At 58.9% G+C, this 18388-nt stretch carries 18 protein-coding genes and 5 pseudogenes; 8 read left to right on the forward strand and 15 right to left on the reverse strand.

Going from position 1 to position 18388, the window contains the following annotated elements:
* Positions 1 to 147: 147 nt before the first annotated feature.
* The gene (locus tag QFW87_RS10760; protein ID WP_283183875.1) at positions 148 to 2049 is read left to right on the forward strand and encodes a potassium transporter Kup; all 1902 of its coding nucleotides are present in this window, start codon (positions 148 to 150) and stop codon (positions 2047 to 2049) included.
* A gap of 34 nt (positions 2050 to 2083) precedes the next feature.
* Here the strand turns inward: QFW87_RS10760 and QFW87_RS10765 are convergent, their stop codons facing one another.
* The 6 genes and pseudogenes from QFW87_RS10765 to QFW87_RS10790 all read right to left on the reverse strand — a co-directional run bounded on the left by QFW87_RS10765 (position 2084) and on the right by QFW87_RS10790 (position 4813).
* On the reverse strand, positions 2084 to 2545 hold the full coding sequence (locus tag QFW87_RS10765; protein ID WP_349294109.1) for a winged helix-turn-helix domain-containing protein: 462 nt from the start codon (positions 2543 to 2545) through the stop codon (positions 2084 to 2086).
* 120 nt (positions 2546 to 2665) lie between these two features.
* On the reverse strand, positions 2666 to 2875 hold the full coding sequence (locus tag QFW87_RS10770) for a potassium-transporting ATPase subunit KdpA (RefSeq protein ID WP_283190465.1): 210 nt from the start codon (positions 2873 to 2875) through the stop codon (positions 2666 to 2668).
* Complete coding sequence (locus QFW87_RS10775; protein WP_283190900.1) at positions 2872 to 3060, reverse strand: potassium-transporting ATPase subunit KdpA; 189 nt, start codon at positions 3058 to 3060, stop codon at positions 2872 to 2874. Before QFW87_RS10775 ends, QFW87_RS10770 begins: the two co-directional genes overlap by 4 nt.
* Positions 2984 to 3457 carry a potassium-transporting ATPase subunit KdpA gene (locus tag QFW87_RS10780; protein WP_283190466.1) on the reverse strand — a complete coding sequence of 158 codons (474 nt, stop codon included), beginning with the start codon at positions 3455 to 3457 and terminating at the stop codon, positions 2984 to 2986. The genes QFW87_RS10775 and QFW87_RS10780 overlap by 77 nt, the downstream gene beginning before the upstream one ends.
* On the reverse strand, positions 3454 to 3546 hold the full coding sequence (gene kdpF, locus QFW87_RS10785; RefSeq protein ID WP_349294113.1) for a K(+)-transporting ATPase subunit F: 93 nt from the start codon (positions 3544 to 3546) through the stop codon (positions 3454 to 3456). Before kdpF ends, QFW87_RS10780 begins: the two co-directional genes overlap by 4 nt.
* 632 nt (positions 3547 to 4178) lie before the next feature.
* A pseudogene (locus QFW87_RS10790) lies at positions 4179 to 4813 on the reverse strand (glutathione S-transferase N-terminal domain-containing protein).
* On the opposite strand from QFW87_RS10790, the pseudogene QFW87_RS10795 reads away from it, so the two are divergent.
* Positions 4791 to 4922: pseudogene (locus tag QFW87_RS10795) on the forward strand (TetR/AcrR family transcriptional regulator); the annotation flags it as partial. The pseudogenes QFW87_RS10790 and QFW87_RS10795 overlap by 23 nt on opposite strands.
* A 156-nt stretch (positions 4923 to 5078) precedes the next feature.
* On the opposite strand, the gene QFW87_RS10800 reads toward QFW87_RS10795, so the two are convergent.
* The 3 genes from QFW87_RS10800 to QFW87_RS10810 form a co-directional block, all read right to left on the reverse strand.
* Positions 5079 to 5363: a hypothetical protein gene (locus QFW87_RS10800; protein ID WP_283183880.1), complete on the reverse strand. Its 285-nt coding sequence runs from the start codon at positions 5361 to 5363 to the stop codon at positions 5079 to 5081.
* Between the two features lie 234 nt (positions 5364 to 5597).
* The gene (locus QFW87_RS10805; RefSeq protein ID WP_283190467.1) at positions 5598 to 6134 is read right to left on the reverse strand and encodes an AAA family ATPase; all 537 of its coding nucleotides are present in this window, start codon (positions 6132 to 6134) and stop codon (positions 5598 to 5600) included.
* A gap of 103 nt (positions 6135 to 6237) precedes the next feature.
* Positions 6238 to 6510, reverse strand: a complete 273-nt coding sequence (locus QFW87_RS10810) for a helix-turn-helix domain-containing protein (RefSeq protein ID WP_349294114.1) — start codon at positions 6508 to 6510, stop codon at positions 6238 to 6240.
* On the opposite strand from QFW87_RS10810, the gene QFW87_RS10815 reads away from it, so the two are divergent.
* Positions 6492 to 6671: a hypothetical protein gene (locus QFW87_RS10815; protein WP_283190468.1), complete on the forward strand. Its 180-nt coding sequence runs from the start codon at positions 6492 to 6494 to the stop codon at positions 6669 to 6671. The two genes, QFW87_RS10810 and QFW87_RS10815, sit on opposite strands and share 19 nt — an antisense overlap.
* 242 nt (positions 6672 to 6913) lie before the next feature.
* Here the strand turns inward: QFW87_RS10815 and QFW87_RS10820 are convergent, their stop codons facing one another.
* From QFW87_RS10820 to QFW87_RS10845, 6 genes are all read right to left on the reverse strand, one after another.
* Complete coding sequence (locus QFW87_RS10820; RefSeq protein ID WP_283190469.1) at positions 6914 to 8386, reverse strand: aldehyde dehydrogenase family protein; 1473 nt, start codon at positions 8384 to 8386, stop codon at positions 6914 to 6916.
* Complete coding sequence (locus QFW87_RS10825; RefSeq protein WP_283183884.1) at positions 8379 to 9206, reverse strand: ABC transporter permease; 828 nt, start codon at positions 9204 to 9206, stop codon at positions 8379 to 8381. Before QFW87_RS10825 ends, QFW87_RS10820 begins: the two co-directional genes overlap by 8 nt.
* A 1-nt stretch (position 9207) precedes the next feature.
* Positions 9208 to 10125, reverse strand: a complete 918-nt coding sequence (locus QFW87_RS10830) for an ABC transporter permease (RefSeq protein WP_095128547.1) — start codon at positions 10123 to 10125, stop codon at positions 9208 to 9210.
* A 30-nt stretch (positions 10126 to 10155) separates the two neighbouring features.
* The gene (locus QFW87_RS10835) at positions 10156 to 11298 is read right to left on the reverse strand and encodes a spermidine/putrescine ABC transporter substrate-binding protein (RefSeq protein WP_283190470.1); all 1143 of its coding nucleotides are present in this window, start codon (positions 11296 to 11298) and stop codon (positions 10156 to 10158) included.
* A gap of 39 nt (positions 11299 to 11337) precedes the next feature.
* Entirely contained in the window at positions 11338 to 12453 is a 1116-nt protein-coding gene (locus QFW87_RS10840; protein ID WP_283190902.1) for an ABC transporter ATP-binding protein, read from the reverse strand.
* A gap of 117 nt (positions 12454 to 12570) precedes the next feature.
* Positions 12571 to 13380: a LuxR family transcriptional regulator gene (locus QFW87_RS10845; protein WP_283190471.1), complete on the reverse strand. Its 810-nt coding sequence runs from the start codon at positions 13378 to 13380 to the stop codon at positions 12571 to 12573.
* A gap of 330 nt (positions 13381 to 13710) precedes the next feature.
* Here QFW87_RS10845 and QFW87_RS10850 point away from each other — a divergent pair, with 330 nt between their 5' ends.
* The 5 genes and pseudogenes from QFW87_RS10850 to QFW87_RS10870 all read left to right on the forward strand — a co-directional run bounded on the left by QFW87_RS10850 (position 13711) and on the right by QFW87_RS10870 (position 18177).
* Entirely contained in the window at positions 13711 to 14739 is a 1029-nt protein-coding gene (locus tag QFW87_RS10850; RefSeq protein WP_283190472.1) for an acyl-CoA dehydrogenase family protein, read from the forward strand.
* A pseudogene (locus QFW87_RS10855) lies at positions 14736 to 15621 on the forward strand (acyl-CoA dehydrogenase family protein). Before QFW87_RS10850 ends, QFW87_RS10855 begins: the two are co-directional and overlap by 4 nt.
* Positions 15617 to 16093 (forward strand): annotated as a pseudogene (locus QFW87_RS10860) (acyl-CoA dehydrogenase family protein); the annotation flags it as partial. The pseudogenes QFW87_RS10855 and QFW87_RS10860, both read left to right, overlap by 5 nt.
* 26 nt (positions 16094 to 16119) lie before the next feature.
* Positions 16120 to 17268, forward strand: a complete 1149-nt coding sequence (locus QFW87_RS10865) for an acetyl-CoA C-acetyltransferase (RefSeq protein WP_283190473.1) — start codon at positions 16120 to 16122, stop codon at positions 17266 to 17268.
* Between the two features lie 26 nt (positions 17269 to 17294).
* A pseudogene (locus QFW87_RS10870) lies at positions 17295 to 18177 on the forward strand (SDR family oxidoreductase).
* Positions 18178 to 18388 lie beyond the last annotated feature (211 nt).

The following is an 18388-nucleotide window of genomic DNA, read 5'->3' on the forward strand; positions in this document are numbered from 1 at the left end:
GCCCTTCAGAAAGAGTGATCACTTGGCTGTGCATGGACTACTGTTTTTATTACTCATTTGAATCTGATGGCAGTTTCAGTGAAGTCCACAACGGCCTTGAAATCTCACGGAATGCGTTTTCAGCCCTCAATATTCGAGACGTAGAAAGTGAGCAAAACAGCGACCCATGCAATTGAAGAACCCCATCGCAAAACTTCAGCGGTAGGACTGCTCGTCGCTGCTGTTGGGGTGGTGTACGGAGATATTGGCACCAGTCCCCTGTACACGCTTAAGGAAGTGTTTTCCGGTCACTACGGTGTCCAGGCCAACCACGATGGCGTGCTGGGCATTCTGTCGTTGATCTTCTGGTCGTTGATCTGGGTGGTCTCGATAAAGTACGTGCTGTTCATCCTTCGAGCCAACAACCAGGGCGAAGGCGGCATCATGGCGTTGACGGCGTTAGCCCGCCGTGCGGCAGCCCCATATCCGTACATGAGCAAAGTACTCGTTCTGCTTGGCCTGTTCGGTGCAGCACTTTTTTACGGCGACAGCATGATCACCCCGGCGATTTCAGTGCTCTCTGCGGTTGAAGGACTACAGCTGGCGTTTGACGGAATAGAGCACTGGGTTGTGCCCTTGTCAGTGGTCGTGCTGGTGGCGTTATTCTTGATCCAAAAGCACGGCACGGCTCGCATCGGTATCCTGTTCGGCCCAGTGATGGTGCTGTGGTTTGTCGTGTTAGGTGCGCTGGGGATCTATGGCATATTGCAGCGCCCGGAAGTACTGCAAGCGCTCAATCCATACTGGGGAGCGCATTTTTTTATCGCTCATCCGGGAATCGGTGTCGCCATCCTGGGTGCTGTCGTATTGGCTTTGACCGGTGCCGAAGCACTGTATGCCGACATGGGCCACTTCGGCCGCAAGCCCATTGCCCGCGCCTGGTTCATTTTGGTGTTGCCTGGACTGGTACTCAATTACTTTGGCCAAGGTGCCTTGATCCTGGAGAATCCGGAGGCGGTGCGCAATCCGTTTTATCTGCTCGCGCCTAGCTGGGCACTGCTGCCGATGGTCGCTCTTTCCACTCTGGCTACCATCATCGCTTCTCAAGCCGTAATCTCCGGTGCTTTCTCCCTGACGCGCCAGGCCATTCAGCTGGGATACGTCCCTCGCATGTTTATCCAACACACCTCCAGCCAGGAGCAGGGACAGATCTATATCGGTACGGTTAACTGGGCGTTGATGGTTGGTGTCGTGCTGCTGGTGATTGGTTTCGAATCGTCCAGTGCGTTGGCCGCCGCCTACGGAGTCGCCGTGACGGGGACCATGTTGATCACCACCATCCTGTCCTCGGCTGTCGTCCTGCTGCTATGGAAAACGCCGCGCTGGTTGGCCGTCCCGATGTTGCTCGGATTTTTGCTGGTAGACGGTCTGTATTTCGCGGCCAATGCACCGAAGATCTTCCAAGGCGGTGCGTTCCCGGTGATTGCTGGCATTGGCCTGTTCATTTTGATGACCACCTGGAAAAGGGGCCGGAAGATCATTGTTGAACGGCTGGATGAAACCGCGCTTCCTCTACCGCTATTTATCGGCAGCATCCGTACTCAACCTCCCCATCGCGTACAAGGCACGGCGGTGTTTCTGACGGCCAGGGCCGATGCTGTTCCTCATGCGCTGTTGCACAACCTGCTGCATAACCAGGTTTTGCATGAGCAAGTGGTATTGCTAACCGTAGTGTCTGAAGACAGCCCTCGCGTCAGTGCTGAACGGCGGTTCGAGGTCGAAGCCTATGGTGAAGGGTTCTTCCGGGTCAGTCTGCATTTTGGTTTTATCGAGGAGCCCGATGTCCCCTTGGCGTTGAGTCTCTGTCACTTGGCTGAGCTGGATTTCAGTCCAATGCGAACGACCTATTTCCTCAGCCGAGAGACCGTGATCCCGACCAAACGCATCGGTATGGCCCGTTGGCGAGAAACCTTGTTCGCGTTTTTGCTCAAGAACGCCAATAGCAACTTGAAATACTTCAAGTTGCCGCTGAATCGGGTGATTGAGCTGGGCACACAGGTCGAGATGTAGCGGTAACAGGCCGCTTACTTCGGTAACCCTACGCTCAAGGAATAAAACGATACCCAACACCGGTTTCGGTGATGAGGTGTCGTGGCTGGGAAGGGTCTGCTTCGACTTTTTTACGCAGGCCCCCCATGAAAACTCGAAGGTAAGGCGTATCGGTGGTGTGCGCATGACCCCACACAGCCTTGAGTAGTTGCTGGTGTGTCAGGACCCGGTTCGGATGTGAGCAAAGATGGACCAGCAGGTGGTACTCCAGCGGTGTCAAATGTAGAGGGGCGACAGAGCGCTCCACGATACGCCGCTCCATATCAATCCGCACCTCGCCAAAGGCCAGGACCGCATGGTTCTCGGTATCTTTTACGTGTCTGCGTAGCATTGCGCGGACACGAGCCAGCAGTTCTCCGGTGCCAAACGGCTTCACCAGATAGTCATCTGCGCCAGTGTCCAGGGCCAGGATCTTGTCCGACTCCGCGCCACGGGCAGACAACACAATGATCGGCACCTCTGACCAACTCCTCATGTTCGTGATCTCACTTGATCATGATGAAGTGTTCAACGATGGGACCCCGCGCGCCACCGCGATCAAGAAGGTGATCGTCATCGTCGCCAGCAGCGCCCAGCCTTAGCGTATGTCGCTGACGACATGGCCAAACAGGAAACACAGCGCCGTTGGAATCAGGAAAATCGCGATCAACTGCAGGAAGTTGGTAATGACGATGGGGTTCTCATAGGGGTGGGCCGAGTTGGCGTTGAAGACACCGCCACCGTTAGTCCAGCATATTGATGGCCTCTTGTGACGCCACCGGCCCCATGGCAATGGTCTGCTTGTCACTGTTCATGCATTTTCAATGCGGGATTGCCTTGCGCATCAAGGGTCGGCTGACCGGCGTCATTGAGCGCCGGAACCTGGTACAGCATGACCTCCATCGTCGTGACTTCCTTATAGGGGCCAAGATTCTGGATTACGCCTTGGCTGACGAAGAACAACGCGAAAATCAGCGACAGCGGTAACAGCACCCACAAGGTAATGCGCGTGAGATCGGTCCAGGCATTGCCGATGCTGTCCGCGCTGTTGGCGCGCGAATCGGCGAATCAGGGCAGTATTAAACGACGAGTCCGGACTCACGGCGCCCATTCCTTGCGGGTTAAATGGCAGAACGCCTTGCAATCGTTGTAGTGCATAAACGACCAACAAACCCAGCGCATTGAATACGATCAAGGCGAGTGCGTATTGAAGCCAGCTCATCTGCATTTCAGATTTGACCCCGGCAAGGCGATACAGCGGCGACTCAATGCGCGAACCGAAGGTTAACCGGCCTTCCATCACGGTGGTCAGCCAAAGGCCAAGAGGCCAGGCCAGAATGCCGAGCGTCAGAAGAAAAGCCCCAAGCAGGACCCAGGCTTGAATAGTCACAGGAAGTCCTCCGGAAACAGCAACGCGCAGACGAGATAAACCAGCAACCCGGCCGCTATCAGGCTGCCGAATAGATAGAAGCCCGTTATGACCGCCTCCTGTTAAGCGCCGCACAGCCGCGCGCCAGTCCCACCAGACTGATAAAAAGCAGCGCTCCGAGTACTAAAAAGTTGAGTCCATGGTATTTCCTCCAGCAATGAAAGAAGCCTAGTTTGACGACTAATAAATTGTTAAAAGGATTGGGGGCGAAAGAATAAAGATCTTATAAAGATCCAAGATAGTGCGGTTAGATCAGGGGTAGTTGTTTAGTGAAGGGCGTTTTTCTTGGGCAGGCCTTCTCTTTGTCGCTTTACTATGGGGCGTCTCTGCTTGTTGTTTTTGGTTGAGTAGTTGCTGCTCAAATACTCAAAAACAAAAGATGCAAGTCCGAACAGTCCAATAATTGAAATGACCATAATGCCCAAGTCCGAGCTGCTCATAATATTCTCCCGTCGAAATTTGATCCGGAGGATAAAATATCTTCTGCAGAACTCAAGGCGATCTACGATTTCTTTACGATTCTTTTGGTTAATTATACGAAGCTATACGAATTGGGGGTGGTGGAAGTGATCGGCGCACTATGTCGCGCCGGTCGTTACCAGTGCCAGTTAAAAACTGTTACCTATGTGCTTGAACTGTTTTGTTACCTATGTGGGTGAGTCATACCCAGATGTATTTTTTCTCAGTTTATTGGCCCGCCTTGTTTCACCATAGCGCGCCATTCCTGGACGCTTGATCGCTCGTGCATTTTGGCATGCCATGCACGCATGCTTCACATTCATCAGGTATAGGCAGTTTCACCAGCGAGGCGAAAATCATGCCGCCCAGTACCGCAATGTCGGCCATCGAAAATGCATTGCCCGCCACAAAAGGCTGATTTTCCAGGACGCTGTTGAAACAGTGCATCCCCCTTACGGCCTTATCCCGTATCCGCTCACCCCATTCAGGGTTCTGAGAAAGCTCGACGTCCGGCCCAAGCCCCGGCGTTGCGCGATGGAAGTACGCGCTGAAAGCGTCCAGAAATTCAATTTCCGCACGCTTGGTCATCATATGGATGATGCCTTTCTCAGTGGGCGTTTTACCGGTGAGCACAGGGCTGTCATCCAGAACATCCAGGTACTGAGTGATAGCGGTGCACTCCGCGATGAGCGTACCGTCGGCCAACTCCAGGACGGGAAGTGTTCCGGGGTAGTTGGCTAGAAACGCTGGTTTCTTGTGCTCGCCTGTCCATAGATTGACCGGTACAAACTCGATCCGGGACAGCAGGCCTTTCTCTGCTAACGGCATTGAAGTGTGCGAGCGACGTGCCCGCGCCATTTACACCGCCGTTGCAAGCGCTCAATTGATTGCCCGAACTCGCTTCGATATCGGTTTATTCGACGAACTTGTTCAGAGCTATCAAGAGGCGGGACTCCTTCCGACATAACTGGCTTAACGCGTCATGGTGGGGCGTTTACAGCCTGACCGAGGGGGTGAAAGCAGTACGTCACGAATGGCTGCTTACGACCCAGGCTGTGTGAAAACGTTTTAGAAACAGTTCGACAGTCAGAATCGGCGATCACCGCGTCTCGCGAATGCGGCATCAGCTCGCCGAACACCGCGCAACTCCCTTCCGACGGTTGGACTTTTCCTCGAGTTGGATGGCGAAATCCATGGCCTCTCGGTAGTTGAAACGGTAGGCCCAGGTCTTGCCAGTGTATCGCTCGACGACCTGGAAGATGCCGAGCTTCATGGTCACCACCTGGAAGCGAACACCGCGGCGCGACTTCAGTCGATTAATGCGCCGGAAGAAATCGACGCGTGCTGCATTGGAGTGGATGAGCAGGGCGCCGAGCTCATCGATACGCTGCAGAAAGGATGGATGCATGTCTGATCCTCGAAGTGGGGAGCATGTATTTGTAAGCACTCGTGCCGCTAGCTGCTTGTCTATGGAAGCAGAGGTAGTTCTGACGGATAAATGTAGTCGTAAAAAAGCCACATCGAAACCTGACTCTACTTTGTGCGACACACGGACTTCTTCGCGAACCCGAGGGTTTTCTCTCGCAACCCCTGCTGGGGCCTGCGCGGATCGACGGCCGGGATGGCGAAAATCACCCTCCATCTATTCAAGGCAGATTCCAGGCGTTACGGGCAAGCTATCGAGAAATGCGGCAATCTGCCGGGTACCGCGCAAGTGCAGCGTAGAAGTTTGCGGGCCTATTGCCAGGCGCACCGCCTCGATACCTGGGCGATAGCCACGATCGAAATTCCACACGAAGTTCAGGAAGGTCAGGAACGCCCGATCGAGCTTCTCTGTACAGCCTGCTGCAAGGTCAGGGCGAGGGCGGTTCATTACGCTGCGCATGATCACCCGGGTGAAACAGGTGAGCGGCGGCGTATCGAGCCAGATGATCAGGTCGGTACGGGGCAGGCGGAGGTCGAAGGTTCGCCGCGCATAGTTGCCTTCACAAATCCAGGCATCCGGTGCGACCGCTTCGCGGACCCGTGCGCGGAACTGCTCGGCGTCGGGTTCGACCCAACCGGGCTCCCAGAACAGCGTGTCCAGGTGCACCACGGGCAGACTCAGTCGCTTGCCGAGGGCGCGGGCGAGGGTGGACTTGCCGCTACCGGCATTGCCCAGAATTACAATCCGTTGCATGAGGACTTCCTGTCGCGAAAAAAGCCGGCAATTGTGCAGGTTTTGGAGGGGCAGTTAAAGGCTGATGGATGGGTCGACCGCGCCACTCCAGAAGGTGTAAACCTTATTCAGGACGAGACAGTTGCTGCAAATAAGCCTTCGGCGAACACCCTGTTTTTTGCTTGAAGCAACGGTAGAACGTGGACAGCGAGTTAAAGCCTGAGGCGCTGGCAATCTCGTCAATGCGCGAGGCGTGGCGTTGCGCATTCAAGCGTGAAAGGGCTTCATCCAGGCGCAGCTGATTGAGCAGCGTATAAAACGTTTGCCCCCGAACCTGATTGAGAAAGAACGAGATCTGGTTGCGGGTGTAGCCAGTCGATGCCGCGACATGAGGCAGGTCAGCCGTGGATCCAGGTAGGGCTTGGTCTGCTCGAAGAGGGGCGCTTGCTGGCGATCCGCGAAGCCAAGGACGCCAGTCCGCAAGAAGTCGGCTTCTGCAATGGCGGTGTCATGGGCTTGAGTGGGGCTACAACAACTACCTCGAAACCAATCAGATAACCCGATGCAACGGCGAAGCGTGGGGGTTGGTATCTGGGCTGAAGCGCCTGTTAACCCCACGCTCTGTAGCAGCCTGCGTTCGGCTGCGTAGCAGTCGTGAGACCTGAGTGTGCAGTCTTCCTGATCCACCGCGTCGCCTGATTTCACGACTGCTACGCAGCCGAATGCAGCCGAACGCAGGCTTCGCCAGCTGCAGGGGCGTGTTTCAGTGGATTTCTTCACTGGCTGGCAATAGGGCACCGCTATTTCAGATACCAGCCCCATGGCTGGTCGCTGACGTATTCGGTCACTTGCTTCACCTCCAGATAATTGTGCAGCCCCCATTGGCCGAGTTCCCGGCCAATACCGCTGTGTTTCATGCCGCCCCACGGTGCTTCCACAAAGGTGGGTTGAGAGCAGTTGACCCAGATAATCCCTGCGCGCAGTTGGTTGGCGACGCGGGCGGTACGTTGCAAATCAGCACTCATCACGGCGGCGGCGAGGCCGAAGCGGCTGGCGTTGGCCATTTGCAAGGCTTGCTCTTCGGTCTTGAAGCGCTTGATGCACAGCACCGGGCCGAACACCTCTTCGCGCCAGAGGATGCTGCTGTGTCCGGGCTCGTCGAAGATGGCCGGTTCGATGAAATAACCCTCTGGTAGATACGCCGGTTGCCGACCTCCGGTGAGCAGGCGTGCGCCGCTGGCCAGTCCCTGATCGATAAAGCCGAGGACCTTGTCGTGTTGACCCCGGCTGACCAAAGGGCCCAACAACACACCGGGTTCCAGCCCTGGGCCGATGGTGATCTTGCGGGTTTCCTCAACCAGTCGTTCGATCAACCGCGAGGCGATGTTTTCCTGCACCAGCAAGCGTGAAGTGGCGCTGCACACCTGGCCCTGGTTCCAGAAAATCCCGAACAGAATCCACTCCACCGCCGCTTCGACATCGGCGTCGTCGAACACAATCAACGCAGATTTTCCGCCCAGCTCCAGGCTGATGTTCTTGATGTCGCGAGCGGCCGCCGACATGATTTTTGCCCCGGTGGGCACGCTCCCGGTGAAGGCCAGTTTGTCCACGCCAGGGTGTTCGGTGAGCGGACCGCCGGCGTCGGCTCCAAGACCGGTCACGACGTTCAGGACCCCGGCCGGCAGACCAATGCGGTCGGCGGCCGCGGCCAGTTCCAGCGCTGTCAGTGGTGTCAGTTCGGACGGTTTCAACACCAGCGTGGCCCCGGCGGCCAAGGCGGGCGCGACCTTCCACGCGGCCATCAGCAGCGGGTAGTTCCAGGGGATGATCTGCCCGGCAACGCCGATCGGCTCATGACGGATGCGGCAGCGAAAGCGTTCATCCGGCAGCGCCAGCGGGTGGTCCTGCTGTTGATCCAGTTCCCGGGCCAACCCGGCGTAGTAACGAAAGCAACCGATCGCATCGCCAACGTCCCACTGCGCTTCGGGCAACGGTTTGCCGTTGTCGCGCACTTCCAGTTCAGCCAACGCCTGTTGACCACTGTCCAGTTCATCAGCCAACGCTTCCAGCCACTGCGCGCGCTCGGCGCCAGTGGTTTGGCTCCAGCCGTTATCGAACGCTCGTCTGGCGGCGCGCACCGCATGATCGACGTCTTCTTCGGTGCCCGCGGCTACCCGATGGAAAGCCTGTCCGGTGGCCGGATCGATGACGTCCAGGTAGCCGCCCAGATCCGGGCTGACCCACTCGCCGTTGATGTAAAGCTGATCACGCATGGTGAGACTCCTGGACGCCGGTGCGGCGGTTTTGCAGGTGACGGGAAGTGAACAGCAGCGCCAGCGACGCGCAGATGATGACGGTCGAAACCGCGTTAATCTCCGGGGTCACGCCGCGGCGGATGGATGAAAAGATGTAGATCGGCAAGGTTGTTTCGGAACCGGCGACGAAGAACGCGATGATGAAATCGTCGAAGCTGAAGGTGAACGCCAGCAGAAACCCGGCCATGATCGCCGGACTGATCTGCGGCAGGGTGACCCGCCAGAACGTTTGCATTGGGGGGGCGTAGAGGTCGGCCGAGGCTTCCAGCAAGGCCTTGTCCAGTGAGTCGACGCGGCTGCGCACGATCACCATGACCAATGCCATGGTGAACAGCGAGTGCGCGGCGATCACGGTAAAGAAGCCCATGTTCAACCGTGGCACGCTCGGTATCCAGCTCGCCAGCAACGGGTTGATCAGGTCGAACAGGCTAATGAACGCAATCAGTGTCGAGATGCCGATGACGATCCCGGGCACGATGATTGCGCAATAGGTCAGCGCATCGAACAGCAACCGCACTTTGGCGCTGGCACGTTGCAAACCGAACACCGCGAGCGTGCCGAACAGCGTGGCAATCACCGCTGAAGTGAAGGCAATGAACGCGCTATGGCCCAGCGCCTCCATGATGAACGGGTTGCCAAACGCGCGACCAAACCACTGCACCGAGCAGCATTCGAACGCCAGGCCACTGCGCCCGGCGTTGAAGCTGAACAGCACGATCAACGCGATCGGTGCGTAGAGAAACAGGTACAGCGAAGTCGAATAGCTGCGCAGCCACATGTCACAACCCTCCGTCGGCAGGGCGGCCGCCATAGCGCGCCACCAGTTTCAAATACACGCCGATGATCAGCAGCATCATCGCCACCAAGGTCATCGCCAGCGCGCTGCCGAAGGGCCAGTTGCGCGATTGCAGAAACAGGTCGACCAGTGCGTTGCCGACGAAGAACACTTTGCCGCCACCGAGAATGGCCGGGATCAGAAACTCACCCATCAACAGGATAAACACCAACATCACCCCGGTAATGATCCCGGGCGCGGAGAGTGGCAGGGTGATCCGCCGGAAACTTTCGAAAGCGCTGGCACCCAGGTCTGCCGAGGCTTCGAGCAGACGCTTGTCGAGTTTTTCCAGGCTGACGTAAATCGGAAACACCATCAGCGGCAAGTAGCCGTAAACGATGCCGATCAGCACCGCCCACGGCGTATTGATCAGCCGCACGTCTTCAAGGCCAAGGCTTGCGAGCAAGGCCGGAATGCCCTTGCCGCTGAGGATGAAAATCCAGGCGTAAGTGCGGATCAGGAAACTGGTCCAAAACGGCACAATTACCAGCGTCAGGAGTAGCGAGCGGTTCTTGCTGACCTTGACTGCCAGAAAATACGCCAGCGGGTAAGCCGCCACCAGGCACACCAGCGTGCCCAGCGGCGCCAACATCAGCGTGTTACTGAACGCCGCGCCCCGGGAACCGAGGTTCAAGTAGTTGGCCAGCGTGAAGCCACCGGCGTAACCGCCCACGGCACTGCGCTCGCCGAAACTGAAGACCAGAATGATCACCAGCGGCATCAACAACAGCAGCAGGAACCACAAGGTCGAGGGCAAGAGCATCAGCAGGGTGATCCGCCGGCCGAGGCTGCGCCGTTGGCGAACCTCGACCGACAGGGCATTGCCCGGCTGCACCGTTTGCGGGTGGGTGGTGGCGTTCATGGGGACTCCTCATTGGCCATGGCCAGGCGATCAGGCGGACTTGAAGCGAGCCATCAGTTCGGCGCGCGCCGGGCTGGTGAGCGTCGCTGCGGCACCGAACTCCAGAGGACTGAGCGCTTCGGCGGCCGGGTACATGATCGGATCATCGAGCATGGCGGTGGGCAGCAACGCATCGACGCGATTGTCGCCGCTCGGGTAGCCGTGGCTCAACACTTCGAGCTTGTTGTGCTGCGGATCGAGCAGGTAGTTGATGAAGGCGTAGGCCGCGTCCTTGTGCTCCGAGCTTTTGGGAATGGCAAAGAAGTCACTCCACAGTTCGCCCCCTTCCTTGCCCAGTTCGAACTGCATCTGCGCGTTGTCGCGGTGCAACTGAGAGGCATCGCCGGTCCAGGACATCGCCAGCCAGGCATCGCCGCTGCGCATTGACGGCTGGATGTCGGAGTTGATGGCGAACAGGTGCGGCTTGACCTCGATCAGCAGTTTTTCGGCATCGGCCAGTTCTTTCGGGTCCAGGGAGTTGAAGCTATAGCCGAAGCTTTTCAGCGCGTTGCCGATGGCGGTCAGTTGGTAGTCGTGAACCATCGTCCGGCCGCTGGCGGGGCCTTGAGCTGCAATCCAGAATTCTTTCCAGCTGGAGGGGCCGTTCTTCAGTTTGCCGGCGTCGTAGAGCATGCCGGTAGTGCCCCAATTTTTCGGCACCGCATACACCTTGCCGTCCACCGTTCCCTGGGCCATGAACTTTTGCTGGAAAGCCGACGCCTCAAAGTTGGGAATGCGCGACAGGTCCAATGGTTCGATCAGGCCCAGGCCAACGTAAGTGCTGATGGTGTAGTTGGTCGGTACCAGTACGTCCCAGCCACTGCCACCGGCCTGCAATTTGGCAAGCATCTCTTCGTTGGAACCGAACACGCTCATCGAAACGCGCGCACCGGTGGTTTTGGCGAAGGTGTCGAGGTTTTCCTGGCTGTGGTAATTCGGCCAAGTCGCCAGCGACAGGCGATCGCCCAGCTTGGCCTGCTCGGCGGCCTCGGCGGTGGAGGTCAGCAGGCCGGGCATGTTGGTTGCGACCACCGCTGCGGCAATTCCCAGGCCTGTGCGACCAAGGAACTCGCGGCGGCTGATCGAGCCGTTCTGCCAGCTACGCAGGGTTTTGATAAACGTCTTCTGGTCCATAGCACGCTCCACATTCGGTTGATCAAACGAATCGATGATTTACAACGCCATGGCCAGGCCATTGGCGTGATCCCAGCCGACGCTCACTGCAGCGCCGTGTTCGAATGCATTGGCGCCGTGATCCTGCTGGCGCGGCACACGCACGCAAACCACGCCAAAGGCTTGGGTGCGCACGCGGTATTCGGTGGAGTTGCCGAGGTAGATGCGGTCTTCCACGTGGCCTTGCAGCTTCACTTCGCGGGTCATGTTGGCGTTGGCGCTGGCGATGCTGATCAGCTCCGGGCGCACCGCGATGCAACCGGCGGCGTCTGCGCTCAAGGCTTTGCCGGTGGGCGTCAGTGGGCTGGTCAGTTCCAGTCCTTGCTCGGTGCGCAGCACGACTGAATCGCCCTGCATTTGACGAACCGTGCCGTTGAACAGATTGGATTCGCCGATAAAGTCGGCCACGTAACGGCTGGCCGGCGCTTCATACAGTTGTTCCGGGGTGGCGGTCTGGATGATCGAACCGTTGTGCATCACGCTGATGCTGTCACTCATCGACAAGGCTTCTTCCTGATCGTGGGTGACCAGCACAAAGGTGATACCGACTTCGCGTTGCAGGCGCAGCAATTCGGATTGCATTTCCTTGCGCAGCTTGCGATCCAGCGCCGCCAGCGGCTCATCCAGCAGCAACACGGTCGGCTTGTTGACCAGCGCCCGGGCCAGGGCCACGCGCTGCTGTTGGCCGCCGGAAAGTTCACTCGGCTTGCGTTGGCCGAAGCCGCTCAGGCGCACCATTTCCAACGCTTCATCAGCCATGCGCAGTTGGGCTTTTTTGTCGGGTCGCGGGGTGCGATAACGCAGCCCATAGGCGATGTTCTGCGCCACTGTCAGGTGCGGGAAGAGGGCGTAATGCTGGAACACCATGTTCACCGGCCGCTCAAACGCCGGCACTCCGGCAACGTTTTTGCCCGACAGGCGCACTTCGCCGCTACTGGGCTGTTCGAAGCCGGCGATCATGCGCAGGGTGGTGGTTTTGCCGCAGCCGGAACCGCCGAGGAAGGAATGGAATGAGCCGCGACGCACCGCGAAGTTGAGGCCATTGACGGCTGACACCTCGCCATAGCGTTTGACCACATTGCAGAATTCGATATCGCTTGGCGAAGTGTCATTCACGCTGTTGTTCACGAGGTGGGCTCCCTTGCAGTGATGAATCAGTGCGTCGGGGGCCAAACTAGCAATCGGGGTTTTGCGCTGTATATATCCCTTGGGGGATAGAGTCGGTTTCAGGTGTCAGGCTTCGACGACCAGTTCCTGGCCGGTAAGGTCGCGGATAAACAGCCCGAGCAATTCGGACTGGCTGCCGATGCCGAGTTTGGCGTAGATGTTCTTGCGGTGAATCTTCACCGTGCCAGGACTGATGCCCAGTTGTTCGGCGACCGAGGCGCTGGAGTGACCGCGTAGCAGCAACTGGACAATCTCTTGTTCGCGGTGGGTGAGGATGTGCGCGCCGAACTGATCGAAGGCTTCGCGGATCTTGAAGTCCAGGTCCTGCGCCGGGCGCGGTTGCTGGGCTTGACGCAAACGCCAGGCTTCATTGATGACCTGTTCAACCACGGCCTGCGCGCACTCGATCAACTGCATCTCGTCACGACCAAAAGCACAGCTGGCGGTGGATCGCATCAACGACAGAACGGCCATGGCGCCGCCACCGAGGTCGACGAAAAACGCCACTTCTTCAGCCAGTCCGGTTTGCTGGTAATACGTCAGGTAATACTCGCCGAGGTAAAAGTGGTCGGGTGCGAACTGTCGCAAACGCCACAGTCCAGGCGCTTGCCCGCGAGTGCATGCCAGGTAGAACGGATCCAGTAAATAGGGCCCGCACTGATAGTCATCGACATACACCGCACGCTTGTCGGCTACGAAGGTGTCGAACAGCGCCAACGGCCGATGATTGCCTTCGTAGACGAACAGAACGAAGTGATCGACCGGGCATACTTGCCGCAACCAGTGACTTAAGCCTGCTAACCGCGCATGTCCGGCAGGAAGGTCCAGTAAATGGGCAACACCGGTAGTCCAGAGTTTCAGTTCCTTGGGGCGCATGGCGGCTTCAAGCAGGATTGGATTGCGTTTAGATGCACAATTTGCGCCATGGCTGTTTTGGCCTTGCAGGGCGGGGCGCGTGATGTCGAGTCGTTGAAAAGACGCCCCGTAACAGGGCCGGATGTTACCGAGTGCTACAGGGTTGGTATCAGAAGTGATGGGGTCGGCCGCCCATGGGCCAGGCATTCGATCCTCGGCGGATCGGCCTCGGCATCGCCCATTCGGACTAGGCAGGGCTGACGTTTCTGTTGTGTGCCGCTGGCACCAAACTCGAAGGCCAGAGGGGTGTCGCTTCATGCGTGCCCCGCCTAACGAGCAGAAGGCGCCGCGATGGAGTTTTCATTCAGCGACGAACAGGAAATGATCCGCGCATCGGCCGAGGGCTTTCTCGCCGATGTCTCGGATTCTGCCGCCGTGCGAGCGGCGATGGTCAGCGAGCGAGGTTTTGACGAGGCACTCTGGCAGCGCCTGTGCCGCGAAATGTACTGGCCGGCGATTCATATTCCAGAAGCGTACGGCGGCCTGGGACTGGGCTTTGTCGAACTGTCGATTCTGCTGGAACAGATGGGCCGGCGCTTGCTGTGTTCGCCGTTCTTCGCCACCGCCTGCATGGCCACACCCGCGCTGTTGCTGGCCGCCAACGAACACCAAAAACAACGCTGGCTGCCGTTGATCGCCGACGGCAGCCTCACCGCTACGCTGGCCTTCAGCAGCGCCAGCGGCTGGGCGGCCAAGGATGTTCAGGCCACGGTGGTGACCGAGGGCGAGGGTTTTGTGCTTAACGGAACCCTTAATCATGTGCTCGACGGGCACAGCGCTGACGTCTTGATCATCGCCACACGGGTTCCCGGATCGACCGGCGAGGCGGGCATCAGCCTGTTCGCCGTGGACGCGGACTGGGCAGGGATCGAGCGTCAAATGTTGCCGACCATGGACCAGACCCGTCGTCAGGCACGGGTTCAGCTCAAGGGGCTGTACCTCAGCGCTGACTGCCTGCTCGGTGAGGCCAGTTTCCAGACGCTCAAACACCGTGCCGCCGACATGATGCTGCAGGTCGAATGCGCACGTTCGGCCAGTTATTACGCGGCCTGCGTGGCCCAGGAAGTCCTCGATCCTGAAGGCGATCCGCAGGTGGCCGCCGAGCTGCCGCTGGCGGCGGCGCTGGCCAAGGCGCACTGCTCTGAAACCTATTTCCACTGCGCGTCCGAGTCGATCCAGTTGCATGGCGGCGTTGGTTTCACCTGGGAATACGACCCGCACCTCTACTTCAAACGCGCCCGTGGCAGCGAAAGCTTTCTCGGGCTACCTGCCTGGCATCGCCAGCGGATTGCCGCAGTGATTCTTGGAGAGCAGCCATGAAAATCAGTTTCAGTGAGCAGGACGAGTGCTTCCGTCAGGAAGTGGCCGACTGGTTGAGCGCGAACCTGTGTGGTGAATTCGAGCCCCTGCGATTTCGGGGTGGCCCGGGTGATGGGCATATGTATCCGGGTGAACGCAAAGCCTGGGAACGCAAACTCGCCGAGGGCGGCTGGACCTGTGTCGGCTGGGCGCCGGAGCACGGTGGGCGTGGTCTGTCGTCAACGGCACGTCCTTCTGGTGCCAGGGCTATTCCGAACGGGGTGCGGGGTCCGACCTGGCCAACGTCAAGACCCGCGCGGTGCTTGATGAAGCCAGCGGCACCTGGGTGATCAACGGACAAAAAGTCTGGACCTCCCTGGCCCATGAGTCGGACTGGTGTTTTGTGATCGCCCGCACTGAACCGGGCAGCGTTGGCCATCGCGGCTTGTCCTTCTTGCTAGTGCCCATGGTCCAGACGGAGATTATCGTGCGGCCGATCGAGCAGCTCACAGGCACCTGCGAGTTCAACGAAGTGTTCTTCGATGATGCCTGCACCGACGCCGCCAATATTATTGGCGCGCCGGGCGAGGGCTGGAAGATCGCGATGGCGTTGCTCGGTTTTACACCCTGAGCACCTACATGACCGCCTCGAAACTGGTGCAGGGCGGCAAGATTGGGCCAGAGTCTTCGACCAACAAAATCTTCTGGTCGGAACTCGATCAGCGCATGCACGACACCGCCATGAGCATTCTCGGCTTGCGTGGCGAGCTGCTGCCCGAAGCACCTGCTGCGGGCGACGTCGGCCATTGGCTGGAAGGTTTTCTGTTTTCCCAGGCCGGACCGATCTATGCCGGCACCAACGAGATCCAGCGCAACATCATTGCCGAACGCCGCCGCGTTTAATCGTGGCGCGCTGGGCTGTGCCGCGCAAATGCTGGGGCTGGCCAAGCGCATGGTCGACCTCGCGGTGGATTACACCTCTGAACGCAAACAGTTCGGCAAACCGGTGGGTTCGTTCCAAGCGGTCAAGCATCTGATGGCCAACGTCGCGGTGCAGATCGAGTTCGCCAAAGGGCCGCTGTATCGCGCCGCTTATGCACTGGCCGAGCAGCAACCGGGACAAGAAATGCTGGTGTCTCATGCCAAGTTGGCAACTTCGGAAGCAGGCATGCTCGCCGCGAAAAACACCATTCAGGCCCATGGCGCCATGGGTTACACCTGGGAAGTCGACCTGCATTTGTTCATGACGCGCGCTTGGGCGCTGGACAAGGTCTGGGGTGACCGCGGCCATCATAAAGGGCGGATCCGCGCGGCCTTGTTCGACGGCAATCCAGCACTGGGTGCTGGAAAAACTTCTGATGGCGACTGTGCCTGACGTCAACATTTACCCCGAGGTACACCATGCCTGAAGCCTATATTGTCGACGCCCTGCGCACGCCCACCGGGCGGCGCAAGGGTGGTTTGAGCCAGATTCACGCCGCCGATCTGGACGCCCACGTCTTGCGTGCGCTGGTCGAGCGCAACGACATCCCCGATGACGATTACGACGACGTGATCTTCGGCTGTGTCGACACCATCGGCCCGCAGGCCGGGGACATTGCCCGCACCAGTTGGCTGGCCGCCGGCCTGTCGGAGGCGGTACCCGGCACCACCATCGATCGCCAGTGCGGTTCGTCCCAGCAAGCGGTGCACTTTGCCGCCCAAGCGGTGATGAGCGGCACCCAGGATGTGGTCGTCGCCGGCGGCGTGCAAACCATGACCCAGATTCCTATTTTCTCAGCCATGATCGCTGCCGAACCACTGGGCTTCAGTGATCCGTTCAGCGGCTCCGAAGGTTGGGGCCGGCGTTATGGCGCACAACCGCCGACTCAATTCCGTTCGGCGCAGATGATTGCCGAGAAGTGGGGGCTGTCCCGCGAACAACTGGAAGCCTATTCACTGGAGTCCCATCAGCGGGCATTGCGGGCCATCGAGCAAGGGCGGTTCAACCGGGAAATCGTGCCACTGGCCGGAGTCGTGCACGACGAAACGCCGCGTCAGACCAGCCTGGCGAAAATGGCCGAACTGGACGTTCTGTTTGGCTGCGACCGGGTGACCGCAGCAGTGTCCAGCCAGACCTGCGACGCGGCCAGCGCGATGCTGATCGTTTCTGAAGCGGCACTCAAACGCCACGGGCTGACACCGCGCGCGCGTATCCACCACCTCAGCGTGCGCGCCGCAAACCCGATCTGGATGCTCACCGCTCCAATCCCGGCCACCGCTTATGCACTCAAGCGAGCCGGGATGAAACTTGAAGACATCGACCGGGTGGAGATCAACGAAGCCTTCGCTTCGGTCGCGATGGCCTGGCTCAAGGAGACGGGTTATCCCCACGAACAGACCAATGTCAACGGCGGCGCAATTGCCCTCGGTCATCCGCTGGGCGCCACCGGCACCCGGTTGATGTGCACGTTGTTGCATGAACTGGAGCGCAGCGGGGGACGCTTCGGTTTGCAGACCATGTGCGAAGGCGGCGGCCAGGCCAACGTGACGATTATCGAACGCTTGTAAGCGATGTATTTGAAGGGAGCAGGAACATGAAAATCTGTGAGAACCGCGTGGTGATCATCGCCGGTGCCGGCGGTGGTCTGGGCCGGGCCTACGCGCCGGCCTTCGCCACCGAGGGCGCTAAAGTGGTGGTCAACGATATCAATCGTGAAGCGGCGCTGGCCGTGGTCGGTGAAATTCTCGGGCAGGGTGGAAGCGCGGTGGCCAACAGCAACGACATCACCCGCTACGACGATGCGGCGTTGATCGTGCGCCACGCCATCGAAACCTTCGGCGGCCTGGACGTGGTGGTCAACAACGCCGGCATCTGTCGCGACCGAATGTTCGCCAACCTCACCGAAGCCGACTGGGATGCGGTGGTAGCCGTGCACCTCAAAGGCCACTTCTGTATCGCCAGCCACGCCGCGCGTTACTGGCGCGAGCAGGCCAAGGGTGGTGCGCAGCTGAGTGCGCGGATCATCAACACCAGTTCCGGGGCCGGTTTGCAGGGCTCAATCGGTCAGTCCAACTATGCCGCTGCCAAGGCCGGTATCGCTGCGTTGACGCTTGTGCAGGCGGCTGAACTGGGTCGCTATGGCATAACCGTCAACGCCCTGGCCCCGGCCGCGCGCACCGGCAGGACCGAGCAAGTGTTCGCCGATACCATGAAAAAACCCGAAGAGGGCTTCGACTACGTCGCTCCGGAAAACTTTGCGCCGTTGGTGGTCTGGCTCGGCTCGCAAGCGTCCAGTGCGGTGAACGGGCAGATGTTCGAAGTCGAGGGCGAAAAGTTGTCGATTGCCGACGGCTGGCGTAGAGGTCTGGAACTGGACAGGCAAGGGCGTTGGGCGGTGGGCGGTGGGCGAGGTGGGTCAGGCGGTAGAGCAATTGATGGCTCGGGCGGTGCCGGCAGCGAAAGTGTACGGCAGCTGATTGGGTCGCCCTAAGGGGATCAAGCACTTGGTGCTTGATCCTGTTTCTCGTTTTGGGGCTGCGCAAAACTATCCAGGGACTTCGGGATTTCCAATCCCTCTATATAGAGGGATTGGTTTTCCTCTCTATATAGAGAGGAAACGGGCTGTTTTCCGGCGTTCTGCACGTGTTTGATAGAAAATCTCAATTAAGGGTTGACGGTAGAATCTGG

The organism is Pseudomonas sp. PMCC200344 (genome assembly GCF_030053095.1).
In the GTDB taxonomy this organism is placed as follows: domain Bacteria; phylum Pseudomonadota; class Gammaproteobacteria; order Pseudomonadales; family Pseudomonadaceae; genus Aquipseudomonas; species Aquipseudomonas svalbardensis.